The organism is Mycobacterium sp. SMC-19, assembly GCF_045310815.1.
Classification (GTDB): domain Bacteria; phylum Actinomycetota; class Actinomycetes; order Mycobacteriales; family Mycobacteriaceae; genus Mycobacterium.
The window spans coordinates 126,432-147,879 of the sequence record NZ_JBJIAM010000007.1; the positions used below are offsets into that span (position 1 = coordinate 126,432).

Below are 21,448 nucleotides of genomic sequence, written 5' to 3' on the forward strand. Positions count from 1 at the left end.
GGCTTCCTTTCCTCGTCTTCGTCTCTTCGTCGGGCTCAACGCGGCCGACGTGCGGCCAGTACCCCAGCCCCGGCCACCCCCAGCGCGGTGGCGGCCCCGGCCACCATGCCGGCGGCGTGACGGGCCGCCCAGATCTGCGGGCTGTGCGCGTGCGAGGAGTCGTCGAACGCCCCGCGTGCACCGTGGTCGGTGCCCGGCCGTTCGTCGAGCGGTTCCCAGAGGTTGTATGGCTTGTCGCCGTCGACGCGCTCGCCGGTCTGCTGCGAGTCGTATCCGGTGCGGGCCAAATAGCGATCGAGCAATGGCGCGGCGAATCGCTGAGCCAGCAAGGTGGCTACGGTGCTTTCGCCCACCCAGTACTGCTTGCGCCGGGGATGGTCGGCGGCCCGCAGCACCGCTTTGGCCACCAGCTGCGGCTGGTAGATCGGCGGCACCGGCTGCGGGTGGCGGGGAAGCCGGGACAGCACCCAGGAGAACTGTGGGGTATTGACCGCCGGCATCTGAACGAGGGTGATGTTCACCTTCGAACCGTCATGCAGCAGCTCGCAACGCACCGATTCGGTGAAGCCGTTGACGGCGTGCTTGGCGCCGCAGTAGGCCGACTGCAACGGGATCGAGCGCTCCCCCAGGGCCGAGCCCACCTGTACAACAGTGCCGTGGTCACGCGGCTTCATCCGGGCCAACGCCGCCATGGTGCCGTAGACGAAGCCGAGATAGCAGACCTCGGTCACACGTTTGAACTCCGCGGGCCCGATCTCGGTGAACGGCGCGAAAACCGATGCGAAGGCGACGTTGATCCAGGTGTCGATCGGCCCGAACTCGGCCTCGACACGATCGGCGGCGGCCGCCACCGCGTCGGGGTCGGCGACGTCGGTGGGAATGGGCAGCGCGGTGCCCCCGGCCTCTTCGACATCACGCGCCGCGCCGCGCAGGCCTGCCTCACCGCGCGCGAGCAGGGCGACATTGGCGCCCCGCTTGCCGTACAGCTGTGCAACGGCTCGGCCGATCCCGGCGCTGGCTCCGGTGACGACGACGGTCTGTGTCATGGCTGGACTCCCTTCTGCGAGATGCGCTTACCGGCAAGGCGTTCGGCGAGCCGCGAAGCCAGCGCCATGATGGTCAGCGCCGGATTGGCCGACCCCTGAGTTGGGCAGACCGAGCCGTCGGAGATGAACAGGTTCGGCACACCCCACACCCGGTGGTCTGCGTCGACGACGGAGTTCTCCGGCGCGGTACCCATCCGAGCGCCACCGATCAGATGGGCGTAGCGCTGGATGGTCAATACGTCCTGGGCGCCCGCCGCGTGCAGGATCTCGGTGATCACCCGGGTCGAGTAGGCCATGTTCGCCTTGTCGTTCTCGCAGCGCGTGTAGTCCATTCGGGCCACCGGGATCCCATAGCCATCGACTTCGTCGGCGAGGGTGATCCTGTTGTCGGGCAGGGGCAGCAGTTCATTGAGTACGCCGATCGTGCTCCAGTGGTTGTAGTCGCGCATGTACTCGCGCATCGCCCTTCCCCAGTGCCCGTCGGCGAGCACGTGCTCCGACCAGCCGATCGGCAGCGGCGACACGGTCTGGATGGAGAATCCGCGGGCGAATCCCCGAGCGGAGTCGGTCTCGTAGAACTGTTCGCTGGTCACCTGCGGCGGCGGCGCCTTGTACATCCGCAGTTCCTCGGACCAACGGCCCGCGGTCTGAGCCGCACCTTGAACCATGACGTAGCGGCCGACCTGATCGGAGTTGTTTCCGAGCCCGTGCGGGAACCGGGCGCTGGTCGAATTGAGTAGCAGCCTTGGGGTTTCGATCGAGTACCCGGCGACCGCCACAACCTTGGCACGCTGCAGGTGCTCGCCACCGGTGTTGTCGTAGTAGACGACACCACTAGCCGCCCCGGAGTCATCGAGTTCGATGCGGGAAGCCATGCAGTCCGCACGGATCTCCACACCGTGTGCCAGCGCGTCGGGCAGATGCGTGACGTACGGGCTTGCCTTGGCGTTGACCTTGCAGCCCTGCAGGCAGTAGCCGCGGTAGATACAATGCGGTCGATTTCCAAAGGTGCCGTTGACGATTCCGACCGGGCCTACCCGCATCTCAATCCCCAGATTGCGGGCTCCTTCCCACAGCCTGGATGCGGCAGCGGAGATCGGGTGTGGCGACGACGGGTAGCGGTGCGGATATCCCCATGGCCAGTTCTGCCCGGCGACTGGCAGTTCAGCCTCGAGAACTTCGTAGTGACGACGGATATCCTCATAGTCGATCGGCCAATCCGCCCCCACCCCGTCGAGGCTGAATGTGCGCAAGTCGCTGGGATGAAAACGTGGACAGTAGCCGGCGTAGTGCACCATCGAGCCGCCGACGCCGCGGCCGGAATTATTCTTACCCAGTTCGATCGGATCGTCCCCGCCGATGATGCGCTTCTGCGTCCAGTACAACGGATGTGATCCGGCTTCGTCGGAGACCCAGTCGCTGTCGGGATGCCAGAACGGTCCCGCCTCAATGATCACCGCGCGCCAGCCGGCCCGCGCCAGTCGTTGCGCCAGCACCGATCCCCCGGCACCAGCGCCGACGACCACCAAGTCGACCTCGTCATCGGCGCCATACCGGCGCATCGTCTTCTCGCCGGGCAGCTCTCGCGACTGCACATCCAGCAGGAACCGCGAGTCATTGGCTGGTGGGCCCAACGATCCCTTGAGCAGACCGCGCCAGAAATCGCCCACTACGAATCCTCTTCTTGCACCAGCTCCACCGGGTCCTTGTCGATGGCACCGCGAGTTTCGAACGGTTCACGCGCCGCCGCCGGACCGCTCGGTCCGCCGAGCCGCATGAATCCGCGCGGGTAGGCCGGGCCGCCGAAGCCGATCTCGTTCCACGCCCAGGGGTGGGAGTAGAACGCCGACAGGGTCATTCGCATACACACCGACCAGGCTCGGGTCTGGTTCAGCTGCGACCAGGAGCCACCCTGCAACCGGCCTCGGGAGAACTGATCGACCAGAGCCAGCTGGGTGGGCACCTCGGCCTGCGCGAATGACGCCTTGCCGTACCGCTGGCCGGCGGCCTCGTCCAAGCCGCGCAACACCAGACGCCAGGTGTCCCGATCGTCGGGCATGTCGGCGTACTGGTAACCGTCGAGCTGACCGTCGGCCAGCTTGGCATCGACGAATTCGGCGACCGGCACCCGAGGCTCGCCGTCTTGCGCCAGCACGATGTCACAGAATGCCCGCAGCGTAGGCTCCTCCGCCGCGGTGAAGAACCGCAGCGGCCGCGGCGGTTCCAGCCGGGCCAGCACCACCTGTCTGGTGGCCTCGTCCCAGCTGTCCTTCGACGCCAGCACGTCGAAATCCGGATAGCGCCCGATCATCTGCGGCGTGACGCCGCGGCGTTGCCGGGGCAGCCAGGACGGGTGCGGCGGTTGACGATCCGCCCGCAGATTCGGCAGGTGGTCGGGACGGGAGGTGTCGGCCATGGCTGCCGGCACCTCAGCGTTCGCGGCGTAGCACCGCCGCCAGCAAGCCCATCCCGCCGACCATCGCCATCAGGCCGGGCGCTGCGATCGGCGGCCCCATCGGAACGTTGTAGGACGCCATCTTCCAGCATCCGGGCTTTCGGGCCACCCCGCGAGCGTGCAGGTACTCCCCCAGTAGGCCGTTGGCGGCGTACACCCCTGCGGTCAACGGCAGCCAGCGCTTGGCCCAGCGGCGGGAGAACACCCCACCGATCCCGGCGACCACCACCGGCGGCGTAACCAGAACCGGGCTCCACATCCACTTGTTGCCGAAGCCGGCCTTGTAATGCTCGAGGTAGATTTCGGCGGTCGTGACCATCGCGGCGAACGCCGTCATCGCCGATAAGGATCTTTCGAAGCGGCCATGCGCGACATTGCGCAGCATCCGATCGACGATATCGCCGGCTTCGCCGATCCACTCCGCGTGACTGCCTGCCCGCGCGCCGGATTCGCCTGTTTCCAGCAACATCATCCGCGCACCCCCATTCCATTCGGCAATGTCCCCCGAATCCCGGCAGTACCCCGCCCACGACCGCGGCCAAACATCGCTCGGCTCCCGAAATGGCTCTCAGGTTTCGACAAGGGTCGAACGGGGAACTGATCGGGGTACAGATGAACGGAGGACGGATGCGAATCGGTGGATTGGCCGGGACCATTGTGCTGATCTGGCTGCTGGTCGGCGTCTTCGCTGCATGGCAGCGCGACTACTTCCACGGTAGCCAAACGAGCTGTGCAAATGCCGGAACCATCGCTGTCACCACGTTGGCGGGTCCGTTGAACTACCTCGGGTTCAACCCGGTTGTATCCGATTGCCGTTTACCGCAGCCCTCTTCGCTGGGTGCGGTCGGTTTGATTGTGTGAGAGAAGGGATCGGTAATGATTGCCCTCGGAGTGGTCCTGCTTATTCTGGCGCTCATCTTCAAGATCAATGTCCTCTGGACGATCGGCGTCATCCTGCTGGTCGTCGGCGCTGCACTGTGGATTCTGGGCGCGATCGGTCGTCCGGTCGCCGGTCGGCGCTACTGGTATTGATGCCGGCCGCGACTCAGCGCAAACCGACGGGCCGTGCCTCGCAGAGCCGAGGTTGAGCTAGCTCTGCGGCCCGTTCACGTTGGATGACAGGGGCACACTCGATGACCGTCGCTGCCGACGCTGATCGCGGCTCCTTCAGGCATATCGCGCTGTTCTACCGTTCCCCGCAGGAATACCTTGATTGCCTGGTGCCGTATATCGCCGACGCGGTGGCCGCCCATCTCCCGATCTTGGTGGCGGTACCTGAGCCAAATCTCTCACTGCTCCGCAATGCCCTGCCTGCAGGCGCACTCGAGTCGACAAGCCTGTCCGATATGAGCCAGGTCGGGCGCAATCCCACCCACATTCTGGGCGGAGTGCAGGGAGCTTTCGCTGCCCGACACCCGTCGGGTCCGGTACGGATGGTAGGCGAGCCGGTCTGGAGCGGCCGGTCAACGCTGGAGTATCCGGCCTGCGTGCAGCATGAGGCTCTGGTCAACGAGGCGTTCATCGGACGGGATCTCACGATGCTTTGCCCTTACGACGCAACAACTCTGGACTCCGACATTCTCGTCGACGCCGAGATCACCCACCCGAGCCTGGGCCTTTCCGGGCACCCGGTACGCGCCAGCTCCGGCTTTGCTCCCGACGCCGCGTGGGCGCGCTACAACGAGCCACTGCCCAGCAGCCCCACGGCGGCAAGCTACACCCTGCATCGACTTACCGATCTGGCCGGCGCCCGGCAGTTCTCCGCCAAGTACGCCCGCTGGTTCGGCTTCGCGGGCGCCGATATCGCAGACCTGCAGTTGATCGTCAACGAGCTGGCTTCCAACAGCCTGCAGCATGGCAGGGGCCTGTGCACCCTGCTGTTGTGGGCGGCGGACGACCAATTGATATGTCAGGTCAGCGATTCCGGTCGATTGACTGACCGGTTGGCTGGCCGGCGGCCGATCATCAGCGACTACGACCACGGGTGCGGGCTTTTCGTGGTCAACGCGACAGCCGACCTGGTACGCATTCACACCGCGGCGAGTGGAACCACGGTGCAGGCGCATCTGCGGATGAGAAAGTCGGCGTGATGGGTGCATATCGGGCAGATCGGTCGGGCGAATTCGGCCACGTCGGTTGGGAATACCGGGATCCCGCGGAGTTCCTGCACCACGCGGCGGAGTATGTCGCGGACGGTCTGGACCTCGACCAGCGAGTCGCCTACGTCGGCGCGGACGATCCCGCCACGATGCGGGCGGCCTTGGCGGCGGCCGGCCTCGGAACAGATGCCCGCGAGGTACATGTCAAGACCGTGCCGGAGCACTTCGTGTTCCGGGGTGACGTCGTCGACGCCGAGCGTATGACCGAGCGCTATGCGGCGGCCGCGGTCGCTGCGGTCGCCGACGGCTACAGCGGCCTTCGGATCGTCATCGATGTCACACCGGTAGTGCGCACACCCGCGCAGCGCGACGCCCAGGCGGCTCTGGAATTCCTCGGAGACCGGCGAATCTCCACCCTGCCGGTCGCGGCGATGTGCGGCTACAACGTCGCCGAACTCGGTGAGGCCGCGGCCGGTTTGTTGTGCCTGCACCCGGCGGCCGGACCGAGTTCGGTGCCGTTCCAGCTGTATGCCCAGCCCGCCGGGCGCAATGCCATCGCGCTGGCCGGCACTCTCGACGCCGCCAGCGAGCCGCTGTTCCTCACCACTCTGCAGCGGGTCCTGCCGCTGCTGTCGCACGACACCCTCGAGATCGACGCGCGGGACTTGGACTTCGTCGGGCACCGGCAGCTCTGCCTGCTCGACCGCCTCTGCGCCGCCCACGGCCGAACGGCCTTACTGCGCAGCGATCAAGCAGTCGTGCACCGGCTGGTCAACTTACTGGACTTCGCCAACGTCAGCATTGAGGCGACGGTGTGACGCCCTGCTGATCGACTTCTGTGAGGACGACGAGGCACGCTGCTGCCGGGGAGAGCAGTGGCGGCAGCGTGACCCCGTCGGGCCCTGCGGTGACATCGTGCGCAGCCCAGCCTGTTTCGCTGCCACATCGGTGGCGATGCGCGCGCAGCCTCGGTCTGCGTCGAAGGCGCTCGAATGGTCGGACATCGGTGAGCAACGCACGAGTCACCGCCGGGGTGTCACGGAGGGGACCGCTGCGTGGGCCACACTCTCGTGTTTCGCCGCCGCGTGGCCGGCCGGTGTTGGCGGCTGGCCGGTAGCGATGCATCGCGCTGTTCGGAAATGACGCTCAACAGGGCGAGCTTCAGGGAGCGAGGCCGGGCGACGGGCATTTCGGTGGGAACCGCGGTCCAGTGCCCGGGTACTGCGGCGGTCAACACGCGCAGCCATTCGGCGCGCACGATGTACTCCGCCTCGTCGAGTACCTCCGCGGCCAGAGTGTCGGTGGTCATTGCGCTCACCTCCTACACCGGGTAGCAGGCCGCCGCCCGGCCCCTCGCAATCAAGCGTTGATGGCTCGCTCGCCGTGGCTGCTGGCGATCTTGATCCGCCGTGGCTTTGCCTTCTCGGCGACCGGAATGGTCAACCGCAGCACGCCGTCTTGATAGCTGGCCTGGATCTGCCCGGCGTCCAGATTGTCACCGAGGAACAGCTGGCGGCTGAACACACCGCGTGGCCGTTCCGCGGACACCATCTCGCGGCTTTGATCCAGGCCCGGACGTTCGGCATGCACCGTCAGCACATTGCGTTCGACATCGAGATCCAGGGAATCCTCTGCCACGCCAGGCAGGTCGAACTCGACGATGAACTGGTCGCCGTCACGCCAGGCGTCCATCGGCATGACCGCCGGTCGCGCCGCGGTGCCCAGCACCTGCTGGGTCCAGCGGTCGAGATCACGGAACGGGTCGGTACGCATCAACATCATCTCCACCTCCTCGGTCTGCGGCAGATCATCTATGTCTGCCGACATAGATTTTTATATAGCACCGGTGGTAGGTTCACGCAAGAGGAGCACCAGAAATTTTCGGCGAGTGGAAGAGAAGCGCGGTGGCCGACGAGATGAATGCCCGCTCCGGGCTTGGGGTATACGGCATCTCGGTGGCAGCCGAGTTATCCGGGATCGGTCCGCAGACCTTGCGGCTCTACGAGAGCCGCGGCCTGCTCACCCCGGCGCGCACCGCGGGCGGTACGCGCCGCTACAGCGATGACGATCTTGCGCGGCTTCGACGGATCACGGAGCTGGTAGAGATCGGCATCAATGTGGCAGGTATCGGGCAGATCCTCGGCCTGGAAGCACGTAACGCCCGATTGGAGTCCGACAACACCCAGCTGAGGTCGGACAACTCCCAACTGAAAACGGACTATGCGCTGCTCGCCGCCAAACGTGCCGACCCGCCCCGAACGCGGAAACGAAAGGGGTCATGATGACCAACCCTGATGTTCCAGAGGCAGATCTCGCCGAACAGCGGATCCCCGCCGACGCGAGCGACGACGACGGACTGGATCCCGCCCTTCTGGAGAATGCCGAGGACACCGATGCCAACCCGGCCGACCTGATCGATCAGGCCATCAGCGTTCCACTGCCCGACGACGGCTACGACGCCGACCGATGAGCCAACCGCCGGCATTTACTCGCTTTTGACACCATCCGCGTCGGTACGACGGTCTGACGTTTTCCGGCGCCGATGGCTGGTGTCGCACAGTGGATAGTTGCGGCTGCGCCCACAGGTGCAGATAGCCACCATGAAGCGATCGGATTCGAGGACGCCCTCGGGCGTCTCGATCCGGACCGGGCCGGCGATCAGGACCGGGCCGTTGCGGACCGGTTGTACCACTCTTTTCTCCGGCGTCGTCATGGCTTGTCCGCCCGGATCACCACGAGTTGTTCCACGCGGCAGCCGTGCGACACCCGGCCGGTGGATTCCAGCCAGCCCGCACGCGCCGAAAGCACCGGCCCGAACGGAATATTCTTGACCGCGGCAATCTCGGCTGACAGTCCCGACTCCCGCAACCTCCCCAGTGAGTGCGCGACGTCGGCGAGGGCGGACTGCACCAGCAGCAGGGAACCGCCGCGACGCAACAGCGTCGCCGCCGACCGGCAGAGCGGATCCAACACGACCCGCCCGTCAACACCACCGTTCCACGACCGTTCCGGACCGCCCGCCGAAGGAATGGGCCCGCCATCCCGCGGCGAAGGCACATAGGGCGGGTTGGTCACCACGAGATCGAAAGGGGCGCAGCACAACGCGTCACTCCACGGCCCCCGCCGGACCGCTACGTCCATGCCGGCGGCACGCGCGTTGTCCCGGGCGCAGCGCACCGCGCGCGGGCAGATATCGAACGCGGTGACACTGTCCGCGCCCAGCTCGGCCGCCGCGATGGCCGCTATCCCACTGCCGGTGCACAGGTCCAGCACCCTGGCCCGGCGGGCCAACCCGGTGCGTTCCATGGTCTCGATGAGAAGGTGCGAGTCCTCTTGCGGCACATAGACACCGTCTAAGTTCGGCGGCCGACGACGCAGGGCGCCGGGCACCCCCAAGGTGGTCATCGGCGATTACCCGCCGTTCTTGCTGCGGATGTCGCGCACCGACTGCTTAGCCGATTCGGTGAACTCGTGCATCTTCTGCTTTGCGCCCTTGGTGACCACGCTTACTCGGTCCGGGTCCTTGATGATCGCTTTAGCGGTGTTCTTGGCGATCATCTTTTCGATATGTGGCGGCACCGGCGGGATGTCGGGGTCCACCACGACTTCCAGCACCACCGGCCCGGGCGCAGACAGCGCTTGGTCCCAGGCCTGTCCGATGGTGTCCGGGCTGTCACACCGAATTCCGGTCAGCCCGAGAAGTTTGGCGAATTCGGCGTAGGGCACGTCCGGGATCATTTGCGAGTCTTCGAACTTGGGCTCCCCTCCCATGGCCCGCTGCTCCCAGGTCACCTGGTTGAGGTCCTGGTTGTTGAATACGCAGAAGATCAGCGGCCCGTCAGACAGCCGGTCCAGGTAGCGCTTCACGGTGATCATCTCGGCCATGCCGTTCATCTGGAAGACACCATCGCCGACGACGGCGATCACCGGCCGGTCCGGATGAGCGAGCTTGGCGCTGATCGCATACGGCGTGCCGGGGCCCATGGTCGCAAGGTTTCCAGCAAGTGAGGCCGCCATGCCGCGCCGCAGCCGCAGATGCCGCGCCCACCAGTTGGCGACCGAGCCCGCGTCGGTGGTGACGACGGCGTTGTCGGGCAAGCGCTTGGAGAGCTCGTGGACCACCAGTTCGGGATTGAGCGGATTGGCCTTGTCGTGCGCCCGGTCGTCGAGAACCCGCCACCAGGTCTCCACTTCGCTTTCGATCTTGCGCCGCCAGGACCGATCCTTCTTGCGGTTCAGCAACGGAATCAGTTCGGCCAGGGTGTCTTTGGAGTCGCCGATCAGGTTGGCCTGTACCGGGTAGCGCACCCCGATCATCCGGCCGTCGTGGTTGATCTCCACCCCGCGGGCCTGCCCTTCCTTGGGCAGCCACTCAGCGTAGGGAAAACTGGTCCCGATCATGAGCAAGGTGTCGGCACCCGACATCATTGCCTCGCTGGCCGTGGAGCCCAGCAGGCCAATCGGCCCGGTCACATACGGCAGTTCATCGGGTAGTGCGGCGCGTCCCAATGACGTCTTGGCGACGCCGGCGCCGAGCAGGTCGGCGGCCTCCACCACTTCGTCGGCGGCATCGGCGGCTCCCGCACCCACCAGGATCGCCACCTTCTCACCCTCGTTGAGGATCTCGGCGGCTTTGCGCAGCTCGTGCTGCGGCGGGATCATTCGCGGTTTGGTCCACCCGACACTGCTGAAGACGGCCCCATGCTGGCGCGGTGGCGAAGGGACCGCCTCCTCCTCGGCAACGTCCTCGGGAAGGATGATGGTTGCCACGGTTCGATTGGTCAGGGCCACCTTGCAGGCCCGGTCCACCAGGTGGCGTGCCTGGACCGGCGCCATGCAAGTCTGGACGAAGTCCGAAGAGACGTCCTTGTACAACGAGTTGGGGTCGATCTCCTGCTGGAAGGCCGCGCCCAGCGACATCCGCTTCTGCTGACCGATGATCGCAACCACCGGCTGGTGGTCAAGCTTGGCGTCGTAGAGCCCGTTGAGCAGATGGATCGCCCCGCCGCCGGAGGTGGCCAGGCAACATCCGATCTCCCCGGTGAATTTGGCGTGGCCGGTGGCCATGAACGCCGCCATCTCTTCATGGCGCGGCTGGATGAGTTCCGGGTCTCCCCCGGCCCGGTCCAAGGCGCCGACCATCGACAGAATGCCGTCGCCGGGGTATCCGAAGATCCGGTGCACCCCCCACTGACGGAGCCTATCGAGGATGAAGTCCGCGGTCTTCGGCATTGGTTGCTCCCTTCAACACGCACACGGTTACCCGCCACCGGCTTTGTCAAACGGCGGGGTGCACCAGCGGTGCGCTACCTTCGGTCACGGCGCTGCGGGCTATCCGCAGGTCGTCGACGAATGCCTCGTAGGCCTGCGCATGCTGGTCACTGCGGTCCCGCAGCACCGCCGAGGGATGAACGGTGGCCAGGACCCGCGGCCGGCCGTTGGAGCCCGCCAGGCCAGGCAGACACAGCAACTCACCGCGCCCGCTGGAGACGCGAAACGACGCACCCAACAGTGACTGCGCGGCCGTGGCGCCCAGACAGATCACCACTTCTGGCCGCACCGAGTCGATCTCGGCGATCAGCCACGGCCGACACGCCACCACCTCGGTGCGGCCCGGCTTCTGGTGGATCCGGCGCTTGCCCTCGCGGCGGGTGAACTTGAAGTGCTTGACCGCGTTGGTCACATACGCCGACGACGGATCAACGTGTGCGTCGCGCATCGCACGGTCCAACAACCGCCCGGCCGGGCCGACGAACGGGTGGCCCTCAAGATCCTCGTGATCGCCGGGCTGCTCGCCAACCAGCATCAGCGGCGCCCCCCGGCGCCCCTCGCCGAACACCGTCTGCGTCGCGTCGCGGTACAGCGTGCAACCACGGCACTGCGCGGCCGCCTCACGCAGGGCGCTCAGCGTCCGCCGCTCTGGCAGGTACCGCTGCGCCCCAGGCTCTTTGGTCGCTGCCATTACGCCGACGCCGCCAGCTCGTTGGGATGGAACTCCTCGCAGGACAACGCATAACCCAGGGTCGTCATGAGTCAGACATACCCGTAACGCAGGGGGCTAATCGTGGCAACGATTGCAGGCCTGACCGGGCAGACGACGCTCCTCAGTTCCCGGTGGCCGGGGCGCTGGCAGAAGTGGTCCCCGAGACCGTGGTGACCGCTGAACTCGTGGTGGAAGATGTTGTGTTGGCTTCAGAGTCCGGGTCCGCATTCGCCGGACCAACCGAACCCGGCGCCGCCATCACCACTACGGCCGCCGCCGTGACACCTGCGAACGCTGCCATCGACCCTAGCGCCTTGCCCGTTATTCCCAGCACGCCCATGATGTCCTCCAGTCGGCTCCATCGATATCGCGCCGTCAGTGGCGCGCGATCACGACGTTTACCCCGGTTGCCTTGGGATAAACATCGTGATCGGTCATCCGAATGGGCCCGACCCCCCGATCGGGCCCATCTCGGCTCGGCATCAGGCCTTGCTGGTCCAGATCAGCACGTCCTGGACGCCGTCGTTATAGACCACTCCGTCCGGCGGCGGGCCGGTCACGTCGAAGTAGATCTTCCCGTCGGCGGCAGCACCCTGGGCGATGGGCCCGGGATTGATACCGCCCGGCGTGGGCACCGTGTTGATCACGCGGTAGGTGTCGCTGTTGGCCGCCCTGGCGTTGAAGTCGGTGACTACCGGGGTCACCGTGCCGCGGTCCGCACGAGCGGTCACGTCAGCCTGATACAACTTGCCGTGGGGCTGGTAGCCCGGAATGGTGACGTGGGCCGGGCCCAGGTTGCTGACCGTGTAGGACGTAGCCATCGCCCCGTCGTTGAGCTGTTCGGGCGTGCCGAACGGTTGGATCGCCGGCTCGGCCATGGCGGTGGTCGCGGAGAAAGCGCTCAGCGCGGCGATTCCGGCCGCGCCGGCGGCCGTCTTGGCCGCAGTCTTGGAGAGCTTCACTTGTTGACTCCTTCCATCGAGTCGATACTTCGCGGCGGTCCGCTTTGCTGGAACACGCCTGTCACAGCGCCTACCCGGAACGGCCGACGGGAAAACACGGTGGTAGTTGCGCGGCGCGGCGAAATTGTGGATAGTTACGTCGCTCGGGCGTTCAGCAGGTAGCGCCGGTCTGGATCGTCCGTGCATTCATCCTGCGATTCCAGGCCGCGGTTTGCCCCCGCCGGCCGTTGGAATCAGCTCATACTGTTGTGTACGAGAAGGCGGGTATGCGGTGGTCGGGGATGTCAACGCTTCGTTCGTGACGCCAATGGGCGGCGAGTCTGTGGTCCAGAGTGATCTCGACCTGGTGGTCAGTCACGGCGAGCCGCAACGGGTCGGACGGTTCCATTACTGGCTCGGCGAGCAGCGCTGGGAGTGGTCGGATACGGTCGCCCGGATGCACGGCTACGAGCCGGGCACGGTGACGCCCACGACCGAGCTACTCCTACAGCACAAGCATCCCGAGGACCGGGCCCAGGTGGCTGAGGTGCTGGAGCGCGTCGTGGAGGGCGAGCCGTTCAGCAGCCGGCACCGGATCATCGACACCGGCGGCCAGGAGCACTGGGTGATCGTGGTCGGCGATCGCATGCTCGACGATGACGGCACAGTGACCGGAACGGCCGGCTTCTACGTCGACGTCACCGATGTGCTGCAGGCCGATGTCAGCGCCGCGGTCTCCGAGGTCGCCGAGTCCCGTGCGGTGATCGAGCAGGCCAAGGGCGTTCTGATGGTCGCCTACGGCATCTCCGCCGAGCGCGCATTCGACATCCTGGTGTGGCGCTCGCAGGAGACCAATGTCAAAGTGCGTGACCTGGCAGCCCGCTTCCTGGCTGCTTTCACTGGCAGACTGCCGTCAGAGGTGCTCTCCGATCTGGACCACACTCTGTTGACCGTGACCTGAAATTGCGGCAGCACGACAGGTGAACTTGTCGGCACTGGCGGGTAATTGGTCCCTTAGTGGTGAACGAGTGCGACGACGGACTGAAGACCGGGTGCGGCCATGACTAGGGCGCCAGGTCCAGTCACTGTGTCGGCAAGTGACGTTGGCGGGGTTTGCCTGCTGACCGCCGTCGGAACGCTGGACAGCAGCAACTACCTCGAACTGCGCGACCGCGTGATCAAGGCGGCGCTCGACGAACCGCCGGCGGTGCTGGTCGACGTCGGCGGCCTGGAAGTCCCGGCGCGCTCGGCATGGTCTGTGTTCACCAGCGCTCGTTGGCATGTCAGCGTTTGGCCCGATATCCCGATCCGGTTGGTCTGCGAGCGACCCGACACCATGGCGCGGCTCTCCGAAACCGGTGTGACGCGCTACGTCCCGGCACACCCCAACCTTGAGACTGCGTTGGTCTCGCTGCCACGCCCCAAACGCACCCGCTGCAGGGTCAGCGCAGAACTTCCACGCCGCTTGAGCAGCTTGCGCCGTTCCCGTGACTTCGTCGCGGAGTGGCTGTCCAGCTGGTCGCAGGATCAGCTGATACCAACGGCCAAGGTGATCGTGGACGTGCTCGTGGAAAACGTCTTACGCCATACCGACAGCTCACCGACTGTCCTGCTGGAAAGGGCGGGCTCGACGGTCACCATCGCGGTCCAAGATGCCGATGCCGCCCCGGCTGTGCTCCACGAGGGCCCAGACGGCTTGCCTGCCCGAGCGTCAGGCTTGGCCGTAGTCGGTGCGGTCTGTCGCGCGTGGGGCAGTACACCCACTCGTCCCGGCAAGACCGTCTGGGCGGTGATCAGGCCGGACAGCCGGCTTTAGCCCACCAGCTCACGGCGCCCGGCCGTCGCGTCTCACCAATTGCTGTGCCACCTCAGCCAGCGGCGTGTTGGAGGTCTGCGACAGTCGTTTGAGCAGCTCGAAGGCTTGCAATGCGTCGATGGCAAACCGCTCCATGAGGATGCCTTTGGCCTGACCGATGATGTCGCGGGAGGCCAGCGCACTGCGGAACTGTTCGTCGCGGCGAACCATGTGCCAGGCCAGCGCGGCATGGGTCGCCAGGGCCAAACCCAACTCCACCGAGTCGTCGTCGAAGGCGTTGGCGGCGTGGGAGTAGAAGTTCAGGGCACCCGTGGTGTCCTCGCCGGTGAACAGTTCGAACGCCAGGATCGACCGGATCGGCGTCGTGGCCGCGACCTCCCGGCAATACGACGGCCAGCGCTCGTCGCTCTTGACGTCATCCAGACGAACGACATGATGCTTCCAGGCTGCCGCCAGGCACGGCCCCTCGCGCTGCCGGCGCTGGATGTCATCCAGCACGGCCGGGTACCGGTCTGTCGCAGAAAGGGTTTGGACATCGCCGCTCGACGTCGTGAGCGTGACACCGGCGTGTTGAGCACAGGACATGTACGTAAGCAGATTTGTCACCAGCTCATCCAGCGCGCCGTCGGATTCGATGTGCGATCGCTGATTCAACGTGTGAACCAGATCCGCCACATCGCGCATCATGTCGTTGCGGCTCGTCAACGCCATGTCTTCGTTCCGCTCAGCTCGCCCGTTCGATGTGTCCATGTTCCTCCGATCAGCCTGCAGCGGCAATCGCCCCAGCGTCGTCGGTGACAGACAAACCCTGCCCCGAACCAAGAGCTTTGTGCACCCGGTTCTCAGCCCGTCCCCAACACCCGGGTTGCCGCCGGTGCCGCTACGGGCAGGAGCCGGTCGTACACCCGCAGGGTGTCAGTGGCGACCCGGTCCCAGGAGTACCTCGAGCGGGCCCGCTCTCGCCCGGCCTTGCCGAAGCCGGACGCGGCTCGGCGATCCCGCAGGATGGCGTTGATGGCATTCGCGCAGGCACGCGGATCCTTTGGCGGTACCAGCAGTCCCGTCACGTCGTGGACGACGGTGTCGAGCATGCCGCCCACCGCCGAGGCCACCACCGGCACGCCGCAGGCCATCGCCTCCAGCGGCACGATGCCGAACGGCTCGTACCAAGGCGTACACGCAACGACATCCGCCGAGCGCAGCAAGGCCGGCATGTCCGCCCGGGCGACGGAGCCGCACAGCGACACCCGTTCTGCCACACCGAGGTCGGCGGCCAGTTTGAGCAGCCGACAGGCTTCCGGAACCGTCTCGAGTTCTGCCCGCTGCGGTCCGCCGGCGATCACCAGCTCAGCGCTGGGCACCGTCGTCAATGCCTCTATCACCGTGTCGAATCCCTTGCGGGGGACAAACCGCCCTACCGCCACGATGCGCCGCCGCCCGGAATGTTCTGCGACCGGACCGCGCGGGGAGAACCGCTCCACGTCGACACCACCGGGCACCACCGAGATTCGCAACCGGTCTCGGCCCAGCCGCATCAACTCGAAAGCCTCATCACTGCAGCCAGCTGTCACCCATGTCGCCTCTTCCGCGACGCGGGTCTCCAACCGCAGCCGTTCGGCGGGGCTGGTGTCACGCCGGCCCTGGTGTCGCTGCTTGACCACGCCCAACGCATGAAAGGTCTGAACCGTGGGCACCCGCCGGTGTTTGGCGGCCAGCTGCGCGGCGATCCCGGACATCCAGAAATGTGCGTGCGCGATGTCGGGACGCTCGCGGTCCCACTGCGCGTCCAGGTACCGACCGAAGGCGACCATGTACCGCAAGAGTTCATCTTTGGGCACCTGGCGCGGCGGCCCCACCGGCACGTGAACCACCGTGTAACCCTGGTCGGTGCGCACCCGCTCGGGCAGCTCCGGGTCATCGCGGCGGGTGTAGACGTCGACATCGTGGCCACGGCGGGCCAACGCCGCCGACAGCTCAGCGACGTGGACGTTCTGGCCGCCGGCATCGGCCCCACCCAGCGCGGCCAGCGGGCTGGCATGTTCGGAAATCATCGCGATCTTCACGGCAGTACCCCCCCGCTACTCCCGGCGCTGCACTGCGCCTCGATGACCTGGTCCCATTGATGAAGGAATCGGTCGAGGCCGAAGTGCTCCATGGCGTAGTTGCGTGCCGCCTTACCGACCACCTCGGCCAGGTAGCGGTCGGCGATCAACCCGCTCAGCGCGGTCCGCAAGGTGTCGAGGTCCGCGCTGACGACGCCTGCCTCGGGGGGCACCACCATCGGTGCCATCGTGGCAGCCACCGCCACCACCGGCATTCCCAGGAACATGGCTTCCAGCAGCGACAGACCCAGCGACGTCCAGCGCGCGGTGTGCAGATAGACCCGCCGGTGCGCCAGTTCCTTCATCAGTTGGTCGGTGCGCAGGTCACCGTGGCCGACGACGCCAGCGCACCGATGCGCCGGATCGTTGAGGTCTTCGGTGCCGATTCCCCAGACATCGACGGCCGCGGATTGCCCCAACGGGCCCAGCAAGTCCGCGCCGACGGTGCGCCACCGCCGCAGCGGTTCGTTGATCAGGGCACCGGCGGCCGCGATGTCCCCGGTGTACAGATGGCCCGGATCGGCGATGCCATGATCGATCACCCTGGTGGGTGCACGGCCGTTGTCCCACATCAGCTGGTTGAACGCGGTGACGTGGATCAGCGGGATGTCTGCGCGGTCCGCGATCGGGTGCAGACTCTCCACCACGAACGGCCGCGGGGTGTTGTGCTCGACGTACACCGCGGGAACATCGATTCCGGGCCGCCGGCCCAGCACCCGCGCGGTCAGCTCGATCTCATGTGGCCGCTGCAGCACCACCAGATCGATTTCTTGTTCGCGCAGTTCAGGCAGGGGCACTTCCTGCGCCCTCGGCCAGTCGCGACCGCACAAACCCCGGCCGTCGAGATCACGTGGGGCGTTGACCGGAATGAGGTAGCGGTGTTCGCCGGCGACGAAGGATTCCATCCACGAGCCGTGCACATGCCAGACGAGCAGCGAACGCTGGGTGGTCTGCGGAAATGCCATAAGCGGTTGTTACCCGCGACACCGGCGCTTAAACGTGGAAAAGGTCCCCGAAACGGTTTGCTACAAGGGGATTCGGAGGCGGTCGAAGAAAGCACCGTTACCGAATCGTTGCAGTGCGCCGAACATAGGCGTAGGTTCGTTAGCAGGTTGAGTTAACAGCCACCCGGAAAGACGCGTCAACCACGCTAGCCAGGGAGGCTTCCTCCCTGCATCTCATCCGTGAAGGTGTAACTCGCATCGACGCGATCCACAGTACGAGTTTCGACTGATGGAGTAATTCAATGCCCGCTTTAAGAACCGCCGGATCGGTGTTCCCGGCGACCCGAATAGATTCCCTTCCCCCGTCAGATACCTGGGCGAGCCGCACCGCCCGTTCCGTCACCCGCTGGGGACGCTCAGGAGCAGTGATCAGCGTCGGCGGTGAACTCGACGCCTCCAACGCCGGCCAGCTGGCCGACTACGTGCAACGTTGCGCGAGCTACTGCGAGTGGCTGGTACTTGACCTTAATGACCTGGAATTCATTGGTACCGCAGGCTTTTCGGCACTCAAGACGATAACCGACCGATGCGCCGAAACGATGGTCTATTGCACGACGGTGCCCGGTGTCACGGTGTCGCGCCTGCTGCGGATCTGCGATCCCGGAAACGCACTCCCCACCACCACGTCGGTGGCTGACGCGCTGGCCGGCGTGCAGGGGTTCCGGCAGGTCCGTTAGCTTTTGCGTCCTCGGGCGAGTTCGCGCGCCCGTGCCTCGCTCTCCACTGCCGGCCCCGAGCCGGGTAGTCGCCGTCCGGCGACTTCGGGGGTGAATACCAGCGCGAGCGCACCGATAGCCCCGGCTGCGACCAAAAGGTAGGCCGGGGCCATCGGGTTGCCGGTGCTTGAGACCAGTGTCTCGGCTATCAGGGGTGTGGTGCCGCCGAATGCCGAGACCGACAGGTTGAACCCTATCGCCAGCGCCCCGTAACGCACCGGGGTGGGAAACAGGGCCGGCAGGGTGGCCGGCAATGTCGCATCGAAGCACAGCAGCATCAGCCCGACCAACAGAACTCCGGCGAACGCCGTCGGATAGTCGTGGGCGGAGTGGATCAGGCTGAACGCCGGAATCGAAAGAGCCAGCAGCATGGCGCATCCCGTCCACAGCACCGGTTTGACTCCGATGTGATCCGACAGCCGGGCCACCAGGACCACGGTCGCCATCAGAACCAACAGCGTCAGCACGATCACCAGCAGCCCGGCGGTGTGTGGGATCTGCGCAGTCCTCTGAAGGTACGTGGGCAGATACCCGGTGAGCAGGTAGTCGGTGACGTTGTAGGTCAGCACCAGTGCGATGCACAGCAGTAGGGGCCTCCACTGCCTGGCGGTGCGCCGCAGTTGCCGCGCGGCGGTGTCGTCGGAGTCTTCCTGCCGGCCGCCCGCCTGTTCATAGACCGGTGATTCCTCCAAACGCAGTCGCAGGTAGAGGGCGGCGAGCCCCAGTGGCGCGCTGAGCAACAACGGGATTCGCCACCCCCAGCCAAGCATTTCCTCGTCGCTCAACCGACTCTGCAGTACGGTGACCAGCGCGCCGGCTGCGACGTAGCCGGCCTGCGAACTCAACGGTAGAAATCCGGCCATCATGCCGCGCTTGTTGTCCGGGGCCTGTTCGCCGACGTAGACCATCGCGCCGACGTATTCGCCGCCGGCGGAGAAGCCCTGCACCATTCGCGTCGCGACGAGCAGGATGGGTGCTGCGACACCGATAGCGCTGTAGCTCGGAAGCAGCCCGGTAGCGGTGGTGCCGAGTGTCATCAGCAGCAGGGTGGTGACCAGCACCCGCTTACGCCCGATCCGATCACCGAGTGGGCCGAAGACCAATCCGCCGATCGGGCGCACCGCGAACGCCGCTGCCAGGGTGCCGAAGGCGCCGATCAGGCTGCCGGTGCCGGTGCCTGGGTAGAACACCCGCGCGATGGTGGTGGCCAGATAGCCGTAGACCCCAAAGTCGTACCACTCCATGAAGTTACCGATGGCGGTACCGCGGATGGAGCGGCGGACCTGCTCAGGATCGGTGACCCGGATCTGCTCGCGCCGCCAACGTCGGCGGCGATGTCTGCGACCGGCCAGCGGGCTATCCCACCCGGCCTTGGAGCTGGCGGGCGGCGAAGTCGGCCCCTTGTTGGACCATCGTTGCGTCGTCGCCGGCGTAGCTGTCATGTGCCGCGAAGTTCATGCCGTCAGAGCACACCGCGTCCTCGACGGCGCACACCTGCAGGGTCTTGGCCTGATACAGGGGTCCGATCGCGATCGTGGGTTCTTTGAGGAAGTTCATCGCCCGTTCGTTGGGCATGGCGAACAACACGACCGCAGCGACATGGTCGGCGACGTCGGGGTCCAGCGGCTTGGGCACTGTCGCCGGATCGACGCCGTCGGGCACCTGAGCCGACGTAACGAAACCCATGACCGCCGCGCCCTGTGAGTAGCCGCCCAGCACCATCTTGGTTCTGGGACAGCTGGTCGCCCGGGAGACGACGTGGGCACCGGCGTCCCGAATGCCGTCGACGCCGGTGTCCCAGTGGTCATTGGCCGGGTAATTGACCGCGTAAACGGCTGGGCTTGTTCCCAGCCGTGCGTTCAGCGCATTGAGAAACGCCTGACCGGTCGGGCCCACGCCCGGCGGCTCACCGGTTCCCCGCGCGAAGACCACCTCGGTGTCGGGACACGGCGCAGCCCGAGCGGTGGGAGCGCCGGAAGCCAGAAGCATCGCGGTACCGGCTACCGATACCGCGATTGCCAGCGGGCCAATGGAATCGAGGCTGGTACGCGCGGACATGTCGGTGTAGGTGCCCACCGCGCCACCGCCTCAAACCGTATGTCCAAAAAATTTATATCCCGGCAGCGCTTTGGCGAACACTCTGGACAACGGTCCCCCACTTTGTTAAGACAAGAAGGTTAGATATCTGTCTTCAGACTGCAGGGCAGCCATCCGCGGTATCTCGCAATGCCGACGGCTGGACCCAAAGCCTCCCGACCCTGTGTCGATCTCTCCCCTCTCGCACACCCGGCCGACGGGCCTTGGTGCTCGGGTCTGCGCGAAAGGGGAGAACGATGTGGAACAACGCAACGCACCGGCCGCGCCGGGTCAGCGCGGTCGCAGCGGCGACGGCGTTGCTGCCGGCATTGATCGGCTTGGGCGCATCGGCCCCGCCCGCCGCGGCTGCCGGGCCGGAATTCCTCTCTGTGCCGTCGCCGAGCATGGGGCACAACATCACCGTGGAATTCCAGGGCGGCGGCGCACCGGCCGTCTACCTGTTGGACGGTTTGCGCGCTCGCGACGATCGCAGCGGCTGGGACATCGAGACGCCGGCGTTCAGCGAGTACGCCGGTTCCGGGATATCGGTGGTGGCACCGGTCGGTGGGCGCTCCAGCTTCTACACCGACTGGTACGGATCGGCCAACGGGCAGACCTATAAATGGGAGACGTTTCTGACCAGTGAACTGCCGAACTTCCTCTCGGGGAAAGGTGTGCGCTCCACCCGCAACGCGGTGGTGGGCATCTCCATGTCCGGGTCGTCGGCACTGATTTTAGCGGCCTACCATCCGCAGCAATTCGCTTATGCCGCGTCACTTTCGGCGCTGCTGACGCCGTCCAGCGGCAACGGGCCGACGTTGATCGGGATGGCGATGAACGACGAGGGCGGCTTCAACCCCCAGGACATGTGGGGCCCCTCGGGCAGCGCAGGATGGCAACGCAACGACCCGACGGTCCAGGCCGGGCGCCTGGCGGGCAACGGAACCCGGCTGTGGATCTACAGCGGCAACGGCACCCCGTCGGAGATCGGCGAGGGCAGCCTGCCCGGCCAGGTGATCGAGCAGGTTGTGATGCAGAGCAACGTCGCATTCCGCGACGCCTACACCGGTGCGGGCGGTCACAACGCCACGTTCAACATCGACGCTGCCGGGGTGCACAGTTGGGGCTATTGGAACGCCCAACTGGTGGCCATGAAACCCGACATGCAAGGCACGCTGGGCGCCGGCGGGCGAGTCTGACGTGGGTGCCC

Annotated in this window: 27 protein-coding genes; 10 read left to right on the forward strand and 17 right to left on the reverse strand. The window is 66.1% G+C overall.

Features of this window, described 5'->3' with window-relative positions; genetic code table 11:
* Positions 1-35 precede the first annotated feature (35 nt).
* From ACJH5R_RS16700 to ACJH5R_RS16715, 4 genes are read right to left on the reverse strand one after another with little or no spacing between them, the layout of a single operon-like run.
* Positions 36-1,046, reverse strand: a complete 1,011-nt coding sequence (locus ACJH5R_RS16700) for an SDR family oxidoreductase (protein ID WP_406758072.1) — start codon at positions 1,044-1,046, stop codon at positions 36-38.
* Entirely contained in the window at positions 1,043-2,716 is a 1,674-nt protein-coding gene (locus tag ACJH5R_RS16705; RefSeq protein ID WP_406782394.1) for a GMC family oxidoreductase, read from the reverse strand. The genes ACJH5R_RS16700 and ACJH5R_RS16705 overlap by 4 nt, the downstream gene beginning before the upstream one ends.
* Complete coding sequence (locus ACJH5R_RS16710) at positions 2,716-3,462, reverse strand: gluconate 2-dehydrogenase subunit 3 family protein (RefSeq protein WP_406782395.1); 747 nt, start codon at positions 3,460-3,462, stop codon at positions 2,716-2,718. The genes ACJH5R_RS16705 and ACJH5R_RS16710 overlap by 1 nt, the downstream gene beginning before the upstream one ends.
* A gap of 13 nt (positions 3,463-3,475) precedes the next feature.
* Complete coding sequence (locus ACJH5R_RS16715) at positions 3,476-3,886, reverse strand: hypothetical protein (RefSeq protein WP_406782484.1); 411 nt, start codon at positions 3,884-3,886, stop codon at positions 3,476-3,478.
* Positions 3,887-4,128: 242 nt separating this feature from the next.
* On the opposite strand from ACJH5R_RS16715, the gene ACJH5R_RS16720 reads away from it, so the two are divergent.
* From ACJH5R_RS16720 to ACJH5R_RS16735, 4 genes are all read left to right on the forward strand, one after another.
* A complete protein-coding gene (locus ACJH5R_RS16720; RefSeq protein WP_406758069.1) occupies positions 4,129-4,362 on the forward strand; it encodes a hypothetical protein in 234 nt (77 codons plus the stop codon).
* A 15-nt stretch (positions 4,363-4,377) separates the two neighbouring features.
* Entirely contained in the window at positions 4,378-4,533 is a 156-nt protein-coding gene (locus tag ACJH5R_RS16725) for a hypothetical protein (protein WP_406758068.1), read from the forward strand.
* Between the two features lie 101 nt (positions 4,534-4,634).
* On the forward strand, positions 4,635-5,591 hold the full coding sequence (locus ACJH5R_RS16730; protein ID WP_406782396.1) for an anti-sigma factor RsbA family regulatory protein: 957 nt from the start codon (positions 4,635-4,637) through the stop codon (positions 5,589-5,591).
* Positions 5,591-6,418: an MEDS domain-containing protein gene (locus ACJH5R_RS16735; protein ID WP_406782397.1), complete on the forward strand. Its 828-nt coding sequence runs from the start codon at positions 5,591-5,593 to the stop codon at positions 6,416-6,418. The genes ACJH5R_RS16730 and ACJH5R_RS16735 overlap by 1 nt, the downstream gene beginning before the upstream one ends.
* Positions 6,419-6,636: 218 nt before the next feature.
* On the opposite strand, the gene ACJH5R_RS16740 is transcribed toward ACJH5R_RS16735, so the two are convergent.
* Complete coding sequence (locus ACJH5R_RS16740; protein ID WP_406782398.1) at positions 6,637-6,909, reverse strand: hypothetical protein; 273 nt, start codon at positions 6,907-6,909, stop codon at positions 6,637-6,639.
* Between the two features lie 50 nt (positions 6,910-6,959).
* Positions 6,960-7,382 (reverse strand): Hsp20/alpha crystallin family protein, encoded by a 423-nt coding sequence (locus ACJH5R_RS16745; RefSeq protein WP_308484012.1) that lies wholly within the window; start codon positions 7,380-7,382, stop codon positions 6,960-6,962.
* 134 nt (positions 7,383-7,516) lie between these two features.
* Here ACJH5R_RS16745 and ACJH5R_RS16750 point away from each other — a divergent pair, with 134 nt between their 5' ends.
* Positions 7,517-7,882 carry a helix-turn-helix transcriptional regulator gene (locus ACJH5R_RS16750; RefSeq protein WP_406758193.1) on the forward strand — a complete coding sequence of 122 codons (366 nt, stop codon included), beginning with the start codon at positions 7,517-7,519 and terminating at the stop codon, positions 7,880-7,882.
* Positions 7,882-8,070: a hypothetical protein gene (locus ACJH5R_RS16755; protein WP_406782399.1), complete on the forward strand. Its 189-nt coding sequence runs from the start codon at positions 7,882-7,884 to the stop codon at positions 8,068-8,070. The genes ACJH5R_RS16750 and ACJH5R_RS16755 overlap by 1 nt, the downstream gene beginning before the upstream one ends.
* Before the next feature lie 15 nt (positions 8,071-8,085).
* Here the strand turns inward: ACJH5R_RS16755 and ACJH5R_RS16760 are convergent, their stop codons facing one another.
* The 6 genes from ACJH5R_RS16760 to ACJH5R_RS16785 all read right to left on the reverse strand — a co-directional run bounded on the left by ACJH5R_RS16760 (position 8,086) and on the right by ACJH5R_RS16785 (position 12,545).
* Positions 8,086-8,313, reverse strand: coding sequence for a CDGSH iron-sulfur domain-containing protein (locus ACJH5R_RS16760; RefSeq protein WP_406758063.1), 228 nt, complete (start codon positions 8,311-8,313; stop codon positions 8,086-8,088).
* Positions 8,310-9,005 (reverse strand): HemK2/MTQ2 family protein methyltransferase, encoded by a 696-nt coding sequence (locus ACJH5R_RS16765; RefSeq protein ID WP_406782400.1) that lies wholly within the window; start codon positions 9,003-9,005, stop codon positions 8,310-8,312. The genes ACJH5R_RS16760 and ACJH5R_RS16765 overlap by 4 nt, the downstream gene beginning before the upstream one ends.
* 6 nt (positions 9,006-9,011) lie before the next feature.
* Positions 9,012-10,832, reverse strand: a complete 1,821-nt coding sequence (locus tag ACJH5R_RS16770; RefSeq protein ID WP_406758061.1) for a thiamine pyrophosphate-requiring protein — start codon at positions 10,830-10,832, stop codon at positions 9,012-9,014.
* A 46-nt stretch (positions 10,833-10,878) separates the two neighbouring features.
* Positions 10,879-11,562 (reverse strand): UdgX family uracil-DNA binding protein, encoded by a 684-nt coding sequence (locus ACJH5R_RS16775; protein ID WP_406782401.1) that lies wholly within the window; start codon positions 11,560-11,562, stop codon positions 10,879-10,881.
* Between the two features lie 142 nt (positions 11,563-11,704).
* Positions 11,705-11,884 (reverse strand): hypothetical protein, encoded by a 180-nt coding sequence (locus ACJH5R_RS16780; RefSeq protein ID WP_406782402.1) that lies wholly within the window; start codon positions 11,882-11,884, stop codon positions 11,705-11,707.
* 181 nt (positions 11,885-12,065) lie between these two features.
* Entirely contained in the window at positions 12,066-12,545 is a 480-nt protein-coding gene (locus ACJH5R_RS16785) for an MPT63 family protein (RefSeq protein ID WP_406758059.1), read from the reverse strand.
* Between the two features lie 307 nt (positions 12,546-12,852).
* On the opposite strand from ACJH5R_RS16785, the gene ACJH5R_RS16790 reads away from it, so the two are divergent.
* Both ACJH5R_RS16790 and ACJH5R_RS16795 read left to right on the forward strand, forming a co-directional pair.
* The gene (locus ACJH5R_RS16790) at positions 12,853-13,485 is read left to right on the forward strand and encodes a PAS and ANTAR domain-containing protein (RefSeq protein ID WP_406782485.1); all 633 of its coding nucleotides are present in this window, start codon (positions 12,853-12,855) and stop codon (positions 13,483-13,485) included.
* A gap of 126 nt (positions 13,486-13,611) precedes the next feature.
* Positions 13,612-14,340, forward strand: coding sequence for an STAS domain-containing protein (locus ACJH5R_RS16795; protein WP_406782403.1), 729 nt, complete (start codon positions 13,612-13,614; stop codon positions 14,338-14,340).
* 9 nt (positions 14,341-14,349) lie between these two features.
* Here ACJH5R_RS16795 and ACJH5R_RS16800 read toward each other — a convergent pair whose 3' ends face one another.
* From ACJH5R_RS16800 to ACJH5R_RS16810, 3 genes are all read right to left on the reverse strand, one after another.
* On the reverse strand, positions 14,350-15,051 hold the full coding sequence (locus ACJH5R_RS16800; RefSeq protein ID WP_406782404.1) for an ANTAR domain-containing protein: 702 nt from the start codon (positions 15,049-15,051) through the stop codon (positions 14,350-14,352).
* A 131-nt stretch (positions 15,052-15,182) separates the two neighbouring features.
* Positions 15,183-16,403, reverse strand: a complete 1,221-nt coding sequence (locus ACJH5R_RS16805) for a glycosyltransferase (protein WP_406758056.1) — start codon at positions 16,401-16,403, stop codon at positions 15,183-15,185.
* Positions 16,400-17,407, reverse strand: a complete 1,008-nt coding sequence (locus tag ACJH5R_RS16810; protein ID WP_406782405.1) for a glycosyltransferase — start codon at positions 17,405-17,407, stop codon at positions 16,400-16,402. The genes ACJH5R_RS16805 and ACJH5R_RS16810 overlap by 4 nt, the downstream gene beginning before the upstream one ends.
* 404 nt (positions 17,408-17,811) lie before the next feature.
* Here ACJH5R_RS16810 and ACJH5R_RS16815 point away from each other — a divergent pair, with 404 nt between their 5' ends.
* Entirely contained in the window at positions 17,812-18,123 is a 312-nt protein-coding gene (locus ACJH5R_RS16815) for an STAS domain-containing protein (RefSeq protein ID WP_406758054.1), read from the forward strand.
* Here the strand turns inward: ACJH5R_RS16815 and ACJH5R_RS16820 are convergent.
* Together ACJH5R_RS16820 and ACJH5R_RS16825 are read right to left on the reverse strand one after the other, a co-directional pair.
* Positions 18,120-19,604, reverse strand: coding sequence for an MFS transporter (locus tag ACJH5R_RS16820; protein ID WP_406782406.1), 1,485 nt, complete (start codon positions 19,602-19,604; stop codon positions 18,120-18,122). The genes ACJH5R_RS16815 and ACJH5R_RS16820 overlap by 4 nt on opposite strands.
* Positions 19,519-20,238: a cutinase family protein gene (locus ACJH5R_RS16825; RefSeq protein ID WP_406758052.1), complete on the reverse strand. Its 720-nt coding sequence runs from the start codon at positions 20,236-20,238 to the stop codon at positions 19,519-19,521. The genes ACJH5R_RS16820 and ACJH5R_RS16825 overlap by 86 nt, the downstream gene beginning before the upstream one ends.
* A gap of 257 nt (positions 20,239-20,495) precedes the next feature.
* Between ACJH5R_RS16825 and ACJH5R_RS16830 the strand changes: the two genes are divergently transcribed.
* Complete coding sequence (locus tag ACJH5R_RS16830) at positions 20,496-21,437, forward strand: esterase family protein (protein ID WP_406758051.1); 942 nt, start codon at positions 20,496-20,498, stop codon at positions 21,435-21,437.
* The last annotated feature ends 11 nt before the right edge of the window (positions 21,438-21,448 follow it).

Coding starts and splice junctions, on each gene's coding strand:
- ACJH5R_RS16700 (WP_406758072.1), bottom strand. CDS start 1,046: ATGACACAGACCGTCGTCGTCACCGGAGCCAGCGCCGGGATCGGCCGA.
- ACJH5R_RS16710 (WP_406782395.1), bottom strand. CDS start 3,462: ATGGCCGACACCTCCCGTCCCGACCACCTGCCGAATCTGCGGGCGGAT.
- ACJH5R_RS16715 (WP_406782484.1), bottom strand. CDS start 3,886: ATGCTGCGCAATGTCGCGCATGGCCGCTTCGAAAGATCCTTATCGGCG.
- ACJH5R_RS16720 (WP_406758069.1), top strand. CDS start 4,129: ATGCGAATCGGTGGATTGGCCGGGACCATTGTGCTGATCTGGCTGCTG.
- ACJH5R_RS16725 (WP_406758068.1), top strand. CDS start 4,378: ATGATTGCCCTCGGAGTGGTCCTGCTTATTCTGGCGCTCATCTTCAAG.
- ACJH5R_RS16730 (WP_406782396.1), top strand. CDS start 4,635: ATGACCGTCGCTGCCGACGCTGATCGCGGCTCCTTCAGGCATATCGCG.
- ACJH5R_RS16735 (WP_406782397.1), top strand. CDS start 5,591: ATGGGTGCATATCGGGCAGATCGGTCGGGCGAATTCGGCCACGTCGGT.
- ACJH5R_RS16740 (WP_406782398.1), bottom strand. CDS start 6,909: ATGACCACCGACACTCTGGCCGCGGAGGTACTCGACGAGGCGGAGTAC.
- ACJH5R_RS16745 (WP_308484012.1), bottom strand. CDS start 7,382: ATGATGTTGATGCGTACCGACCCGTTCCGTGATCTCGACCGCTGGACC.
- ACJH5R_RS16750 (WP_406758193.1), top strand. CDS start 7,517: ATGAATGCCCGCTCCGGGCTTGGGGTATACGGCATCTCGGTGGCAGCC.
- ACJH5R_RS16755 (WP_406782399.1), top strand. CDS start 7,882: ATGACCAACCCTGATGTTCCAGAGGCAGATCTCGCCGAACAGCGGATC.
- ACJH5R_RS16760 (WP_406758063.1), bottom strand. CDS start 8,313: ATGACGACGCCGGAGAAAAGAGTGGTACAACCGGTCCGCAACGGCCCG.
- ACJH5R_RS16765 (WP_406782400.1), bottom strand. CDS start 9,005: ATGACCACCTTGGGGGTGCCCGGCGCCCTGCGTCGTCGGCCGCCGAAC.
- ACJH5R_RS16770 (WP_406758061.1), bottom strand. CDS start 10,832: ATGCCGAAGACCGCGGACTTCATCCTCGATAGGCTCCGTCAGTGGGGG.
- ACJH5R_RS16775 (WP_406782401.1), bottom strand. CDS start 11,562: ATGGCAGCGACCAAAGAGCCTGGGGCGCAGCGGTACCTGCCAGAGCGG.
- ACJH5R_RS16780 (WP_406782402.1), bottom strand. CDS start 11,884: ATGGCAGCGTTCGCAGGTGTCACGGCGGCGGCCGTAGTGGTGATGGCG.
- ACJH5R_RS16790 (WP_406782485.1), top strand. CDS start 12,853: ATGGGCGGCGAGTCTGTGGTCCAGAGTGATCTCGACCTGGTGGTCAGT.
- ACJH5R_RS16800 (WP_406782404.1), bottom strand. CDS start 15,051: ATGGCGTTGACGAGCCGCAACGACATGATGCGCGATGTGGCGGATCTG.
- ACJH5R_RS16810 (WP_406782405.1), bottom strand. CDS start 17,407: ATGGCATTTCCGCAGACCACCCAGCGTTCGCTGCTCGTCTGGCATGTG.
- ACJH5R_RS16820 (WP_406782406.1), bottom strand. CDS start 19,604: ATGACAGCTACGCCGGCGACGACGCAACGATGGTCCAACAAGGGGCCG.
- ACJH5R_RS16830 (WP_406758051.1), top strand. CDS start 20,496: ATGTGGAACAACGCAACGCACCGGCCGCGCCGGGTCAGCGCGGTCGCA.